The organism is uncultured Campylobacter sp. (assembly GCF_938017615.1).
Taxonomy (GTDB): Bacteria; Campylobacterota; Campylobacteria; order Campylobacterales; family Campylobacteraceae; genus Campylobacter_B.
Map to the genome: position 1 here is coordinate 1 of NZ_CALIJA010000131.1, position 6,344 is coordinate 6,344.

General features: G+C 50.8%; 7 protein-coding genes. 3 read left to right on the forward strand and 4 right to left on the reverse strand.

Annotated features, from left to right (window positions below):
- From Q0620_RS06760 to Q0620_RS06770, 3 genes are all read left to right on the forward strand, one after another.
- Positions 1-483: hypothetical protein (locus tag Q0620_RS06760; protein WP_298783959.1), on the forward strand; the 483-nt coding region annotated here is incomplete at its 5' end.
- A 115-nt stretch (positions 484-598) separates the two neighbouring features.
- Positions 599-1,243 (forward strand): hypothetical protein, encoded by a 645-nt coding sequence (locus Q0620_RS06765; protein ID WP_298783961.1) that lies wholly within the window; start codon positions 599-601, stop codon positions 1,241-1,243.
- Positions 1,244-1,395: 152 nt separating this feature from the next.
- A complete protein-coding gene (locus Q0620_RS06770) occupies positions 1,396-2,121 on the forward strand; it encodes a hypothetical protein (RefSeq protein ID WP_298783963.1) in 726 nt (241 codons plus the stop codon).
- Positions 2,122-2,375: 254 nt separating this feature from the next.
- Here the strand turns inward: Q0620_RS06770 and Q0620_RS06775 are convergent, their stop codons facing one another.
- From Q0620_RS06775 to Q0620_RS06790, 4 genes are all read right to left on the reverse strand, one after another.
- Complete coding sequence (locus Q0620_RS06775; protein WP_298783965.1) at positions 2,376-3,467, reverse strand: ABC transporter permease; 1,092 nt, start codon at positions 3,465-3,467, stop codon at positions 2,376-2,378.
- The gene (locus Q0620_RS06780) at positions 3,464-4,444 is read right to left on the reverse strand and encodes a hypothetical protein (RefSeq protein WP_298783967.1); all 981 of its coding nucleotides are present in this window, start codon (positions 4,442-4,444) and stop codon (positions 3,464-3,466) included. Before Q0620_RS06780 ends, Q0620_RS06775 begins: the two co-directional genes overlap by 4 nt.
- Positions 4,441-6,060, reverse strand: a complete 1,620-nt coding sequence (locus Q0620_RS06785; protein ID WP_298783970.1) for an ABC transporter permease — start codon at positions 6,058-6,060, stop codon at positions 4,441-4,443. The genes Q0620_RS06780 and Q0620_RS06785 overlap by 4 nt, the downstream gene beginning before the upstream one ends.
- Positions 6,027-6,344, reverse strand: a 318-nt coding sequence (locus Q0620_RS06790; protein WP_298783972.1) for a hypothetical protein, incomplete at its 5' end; no start/stop codon positions are given. The genes Q0620_RS06785 and Q0620_RS06790, both read right to left, overlap by 34 nt.

The following is a 6,344-nucleotide window of genomic DNA, read 5'->3' on the forward strand; positions in this document are numbered from 1 at the left end:
AAAATTTCAGCGCTTAGCGGCATAAAAGCAGCGACACTTTATCGCAACTGCATAATAATCTGCGTCTGCTTTTTTGCGCTAGCGCTCGTGCTCAATTACCTTTATCCGAGAGAGCCTGACGCAGACGGCGGGCAGAGTGATAATCCATTTGCGGCGATATTTGGACTAGCGCTTTTCGCAGGCGTTATTTACATAATCGTCGCATGGTTTCGCATAAATTTTTCGCTTGCGCGCGTAAGCGGCGTAAGTACCTTTCGGACTTATGTGTGGCTCTGTGTGGGACTTTTCGTGTTAAATATACTATGCAATGCAGCGATTATTGCTATAGCTATTTCCTCCGAGCCGCGGACCGAGCAGGTCTCGGCTTTAGCTATTGCTGTCGTAATGCTTAAACTGCTCCTGCCGTTTGCCGCTCTCATAATAACCGGCATCGTGCACCTACTAGCCTGGAGCAAGATAGAAAAGATAAGCGCAGAGGTTTAAATTTTAAATTTTATAAACCTCTTGTCACGATAAAATTTCGCTCTTTTCGGTTTGATTAGCGTTTTACATCTGCTTTTTGCATATTGAAATAAATTTTTAAAAGGAGTTATACGACGTGCAAGACACCGTATCTCAGGTAAGAAAAGATGGGATGATCAGCACCGGCATTGATCTATTTTTAGCGGCGGTGCTCGCGGTTTTTAAGGCGATAGGGCTTGTTTCGGGCAGCATGTTCGTAATCGTCAGTGGAATTTTTATCGCTCTTATCTGTTTCTCGGTGATTTATAGGCTAAGGGCGCTCCGCAAAATTTCAATGCTTAGCGGCATAAAAGCAGCGACACTTTACCGCAACTGCGTAATTCTCTGCATCTGCTTCGTGGCACTTCTATTATTTTATCCGGCAGGTTGTTACAGAGAAGTAACGATGAAAGAGATGATAGAAGAGACGATATGGAATTTAGCGGTGCCCGCAGCCGCAATCTACATAATCGTAGCGTGGCTTCGCATAAATTTCTCTTTGGCGCGCGTAAGTGGCGTGATGATATTTCGGATCTACGTGTGGCTCTGCGCCTTCTTTTTCGCGCTAAATTGGCTATGTGGCGCAGGACCCTTCGGTTTGGCTACCTCCAAGCCGCAAATTGGCGATTCCGATGCGGTTTTAATTATCGCGTCATTGAAGGAATTTTTGCCGTTTGTCGCTCTTGTGATAACTAGCATCGTGCACCTGCTAGCCTGGAGCAAGATAGAAAAGCTCGCCTAAGCCCAAGCGCTTTCGTTTTGCGGCGACCACGCCTTTTGCAAGTCCAAACCGCAACGTCCAAAGCCGCGCTGTTATATAGCAATGTCAAGCGCGCCGCCGCAGCAGCAAAGCCACAAGATAGCGCGTAAATTTAGAAAATTAAAAGGATAAAAATGAAAGAAATTTCAAAGCAAGATCTGCTTCGCAAGGCGAAATTTCGCGGAGTTTTAGGTGCCGTGATTTTGCTAGGCATCGGCATAAGCGGCACGGTGGGCGTAAGCAGCATAGACGAGGACGCGGTCGCGATTTTTAGAGTTTTAGCGCTACTAGCGACGCTAGCGATATTTTACGACTGCTTCGTTTGCCTAGAAAAGGCGCTAGGCGTGCGCTTCATTAAGACCTATAGGCTGATAGAAAGCATCCCGATCGTCGCGATTTTGTGCTACTGCGCCATGGTAGTAGCGCTAAAGGAGGGCGCGATGCTTGATCTACTCTACACCCTGCTCTACGTCCTTTCGACGTGCGCAGCGGTGATAATCTGGGGCGTATTAAACTGCCGCCTAGCCACACTTAGCGGCGTGGATTTATTTAAAATCTACGGCATAGTGGTGTCCGTGACGTGGCCCTGCGAAGCGGTATCGGGCGCGCTAGCTAAAATAGGCGTAATCCTCGCGCTGCCGTATCTAATCGCAGCGTCGCTGGTAACGGCGTTTTCGGGGATTTTGCTAATCATAGCATGGATAAAATTCAACCCCGCAAGGTTATGCGGCGCGGAAAATTCTAGCGAGTTTGATGGCGTCAAGCTAGGCGCGGACAATGCGAAAAAGCCCGCTTCCAAGGCGAGCGCAGATGATACGACCGCCGCAAGACGCTCGGGCAACCCCGGATTTAAATTCTAACTCTATTCGCAAGACGGAATTTAGCAAAATTTTTAAAATTCAAGGCGCGAAATTTTATCGCGACGCGCGGCGCATCGGGCGGGAACGCGGAATTTTGATTTAATTTTATCCGCTACGAACGCGCAAAATTTAGGGCAAAATTCCAAGCTGAAATTCCGCGATCAATTTAAAATTTTAAGCAGAAGTTCACGACGAAGCAAAATCCAAGCCAAAATTCCAGCTGAAATTCTAAACTAAAATTCCGATCTAAATCCCTAGTCCAGCTTATTTCTAAAAAGCGACGCCGCAAAGCTCAACGTACCAAGCCCGATCAGCAGCAGCGGCACGATGAGATGCCACAGTTCGCTCAGGCCCGCGCCCTCCAGGTAGATCCGCCACATGCAGTTGTTGGCATAATACATCGGATCTAGGTGCGCGATGTAGTAAAACCACCGCGGCATCGCGTCCGCAGGCGTTATCAGCCCGCTTATCATAATGCACGGCAGCAGGAACAAAAACGAGCTCACGACCGATTGCAGCGAGGTTTTGCAAACGGTCGAGATCACGAGGCCGATGCCTACGTTGCAGGCGCTAAAGATCGCGATGATCGCAAAAAGATCCGCAAAGTGCCCGCGGAATGGAATTTCGAAGTAAAATACGCAGATCAAAAACAGCGCGAGCCCCTGCGCGATCGCGATCAGCACGGGCGGCACGGCTTTGCCGATCAGCATCTCAAGCGGGTTCGCAGGCGTCATCAGCATCATATCGAAGCTCCCCTCCTCGCGCTCGCGAGAGACGCTAAACGCCGATAGCATCAGCACCTGAATCATCGAAAGCCCCAAAATCATCCCCGTCATGATCGTGTAGCGCGTGATCGTGTTTTCATTAAAAACATAGCGCGGATTTATGCTGATTAAATTTACAAAATGCTGCGCGTTGTACTCCTGCACGATTGCCTGCACGAAGCCGATGACGGTGTTTGCCAAGGTCGTATTGCGCGAATCCGCGATGATCAAAAGCTCATGCGTGCTCGCAAAATCGCTGCCGAAATAGATCCCGATGATCGCCTCGCCCTCGCTTACGGCGCGGCGCAGGCAGGTTAGGTCTTTGCAGCCAAGTTCGGTCTTAAACATCGGCGTAGCAGCGATCTGCTGTACCAGCGCGGCGGACGTCGCATCGCGGGCGTCGTCCAAAATCGCGTAGCGCACCTGCTCGGGGGTGAAATTCGCGCCGTAGCCGAATATGATCGCCTGCACCAGCACCGGCACGATTAGCACCATCCGCGTGCCCTTGTCGCGAAACATCGCCAAAAATTCCTTTTTTATAAGCGCGCGAATTCGAAGCAGTGATTTTCGCAGAGCGTTCATCGCGTGCCCCTTTTAAATTTAGTGGCACCTTTAAATTTAACGCCATTTTCAAATTTAGAGGCGCCTGCGTGCTGCGCGGAATTTAAAGCGAAATTTAAACGCACCGCGGACGCGGGTTTACATTTACGCGGCGCGAGCGTAAATTTTAAAATTTCAAACCGATTGCGCAGCTTGGGCGTAAAATTTAAAATTTCAGATCCGCCTCTCAGTTTGGACGTAAATTTTAAAATTCTAAATCCATTGCGCGACGGCGCTGGCGAAAATTTCAAAAGCGCAGGTTTAAATTTACGCGGCGGCAAGGAGATGAAATTTAAAAGCGCGCCCGTGAGGTCAAATCTGCTAAAATTTTCCGCGCGCCCTACTTTGTAACCGTGCCGTGCAGCTGCGCTACAAAATCGCACTATGCAGCGCCGCGCAGAATTCAAATATCCGCTCGCATGAGCAAGCTTAACCGCGCGCCGTTTTTCTGCTATGCTGCATCCGCGCCCTGCTTCGATTTCGACTTTATTCTCGCGCGATAAAGCGCAGCGCAGAGCGCGCGTTAAAACAGGACGTAGAACGTGCGGCGGCTCGCAAATAAGCTTTAAAATTTTAAATCCACGCTGCGATATGAAATTTTGCGCTATGTCCGTAAGACGCTCTGAAGCGCGCGTAAATTTTAAAATTCTAAACTGATTGCGTGGCACGGACGTAAATTTTAAATTTCTAAATCCATTGCGCGGCGGCGCGGGTGTTAAATTTAAAAACTCCGTCGCCGCCGTTCGCAAGCCAAAATGCCTCGCGCTAAGAAATTTTAAAATTTCAAGCCCGCGCTCCGCTCGCTTGCAAAAAAATTCTAAAAATTTCATCGCGTCCTCTCTTTTGGCGGCGTGAAATTCCGCCATCGATGCCTTGGGCGAAAGCGAAACGTTAATTGCGTCGATTTTTGCGGCGCGAAATTTCTCCGCGCAAGCGTAAAGCAAAAATAAATTTTTCATCGCGCACCCCTTTTTACGCTAAGTACACACAAGCTGAAAAAAAAAACCGCTCCGAACGCCTGAATAGCGAGGTTTACCCACAGCGTCGCGCTCTGTCCGCCCGATAGAAAGCAGATGCGAAAGGACTCGACCGCGTATGTGGGCGGCAGCAGGTGCCCGATGAAGTTGACCGCCGCGGGCAATCCGCGCAGATCGAATATCATGCCGCTAAGCAACGTAACGGGCAGGTAGCCGATGACGATGGCGTATTCCTGCGCTAGGAATTGATTTTTGCAGATCGCCGAGATCAGCATGCCTAGGCAGGTCATCTCCAACACGAAGACGCAAAGCGTCGCCAGCAGCATCGCTACGCTGCCGCGGATCGGGATGCCTAAAAGCGTCTGCCCGTAAACGAGCGTCATCGCGCCGCCCAAAAGCGCTAGGAAATAATACGCGCCGACCTTGGCAGTGACGATCTCAAGCGCGCTTGCGTTGGAGTTGTAAAGCGAGGCGATCGTGCCGCGGTCCCATTCGCGCGAGATCACGACCGCGACCATAAACAGGCAGATGAGCCCCAAAATCCCCACGTACTCGGCAGATACGAGATACCACGTCGATTCGTTGGCTTCGTTGAACCAGCTGCGATAATTCACGCTGACGGGCTTTGCTGCGGCGTTTAAATTTGCGTTTAAAAAGCCGTAATCTTGCGCCAAAACCTGCTCGATTACGCCTGCTACGTAAACATAGCTAAGAAGCGCAAGCTGCGACTGCGTGGCGTTTTGGATAAGAAAAATCTCGGCGCCGTCTTTATTCGAGCCGCTCGCGCCGCTAGCGGAAGGGTTTGCATTGACGCCACCGCTCGCATTTTGGAGATCGTCCGCACCGCCGATGAGGCCTGTATTCGTATCGCCTGCGCCGCCTATTAAATTTATGCTGCCTTGATTTGCGCCTATGTCGCCTGCGCCGCTACTAGAATTTGCAGTCGCGCCCATACTACCGCCGCTAGAATTTGCAGTCGCGCTGCTTGAATTTACTCCGCTGCCGCCCGCTTCTGAGCCGTTGCCGTATGAGCCCTCCCCTCTTGCGCCGGTACCGCCTGCAGAGGTGTTTATGCCGCTCTCCGTGCTAGCGCCCGCGCTGTCGTCCTCAAGCGGACGGACATTTTCGGCGCCGCTCGTATTTTGGATATCGCTTGCGCCGTCCATGGAGAGGCTTTCGTCGCTAAAGATATTTAAATTTACGCCGCCGCCCGCGCCGCCGAGTCCGCCCAAAGTGTTTTGAAATTTCGCCGCAAAGCGCGGATCAAAATACAAAATGCTCTCGATCTCGTGCGCCCTAAAATCCCTCCTCGCGCTCTCTAAGTCCGTGTAAACGCGGGTTTGCAGGTATTTTGAGCCCAAAAATCCGCCGAGCAGATCCCGCTCGATTTTGGAGCCCAGATCGCTTACGAAGCCCACCTTGACGGGCTTTATGTCCATTCGCATCGCGTATCCGTAGATCACGACCAAAATTAGCGGCATCAAAAACGCGATCACGAGCGCCGATCGGTCCTTTGCGATCTGCGCAAACTCCTTTTTTACGAGGATTTTTAAAAAGGTAAAATTCATCCGCCCTGCCCCTGTGCTAGGATTTTGCAACACTGCGCCGCTCGCGGCGGACTCCCGAATTTTGATAGCGCAAATGCGGTTGCCGTCGCGCTTTGAAATTTTAGCCGCGGGGTCGAATTTGGCACACCCCTAAATTTTAATTGCGAAAGTGCGGCAACCGAGATTTGAAATTTTAACGGCGCAGACGGACTGCTCGTGCCTATTTCGCCCATCGTGCCCTGAAATTTTAATCGCGCGAGCGCATACGGCGGGCTTTGAAATTTTAAACAGTTGCGCAGCACGGCCTCGCTGCTAGATTTTTGACGTAAAAGCCC

Bases quoted from the DNA above. Each gene is read 5' to 3' on its own strand.
- Q0620_RS06775 (WP_298783965.1), bottom strand. From the start codon at position 3,467: ATGAACGCTCTGCGAAAATCACTGCTTCGAATTCGCGCGCTTATAAAA.
- Q0620_RS06780 (WP_298783967.1), bottom strand. From the start codon at position 4,444: ATGAAAAATTTATTTTTGCTTTACGCTTGCGCGGAGAAATTTCGCGCC.
- Q0620_RS06770 (WP_298783963.1), top strand. From the start codon at position 1,396: ATGAAAGAAATTTCAAAGCAAGATCTGCTTCGCAAGGCGAAATTTCGC.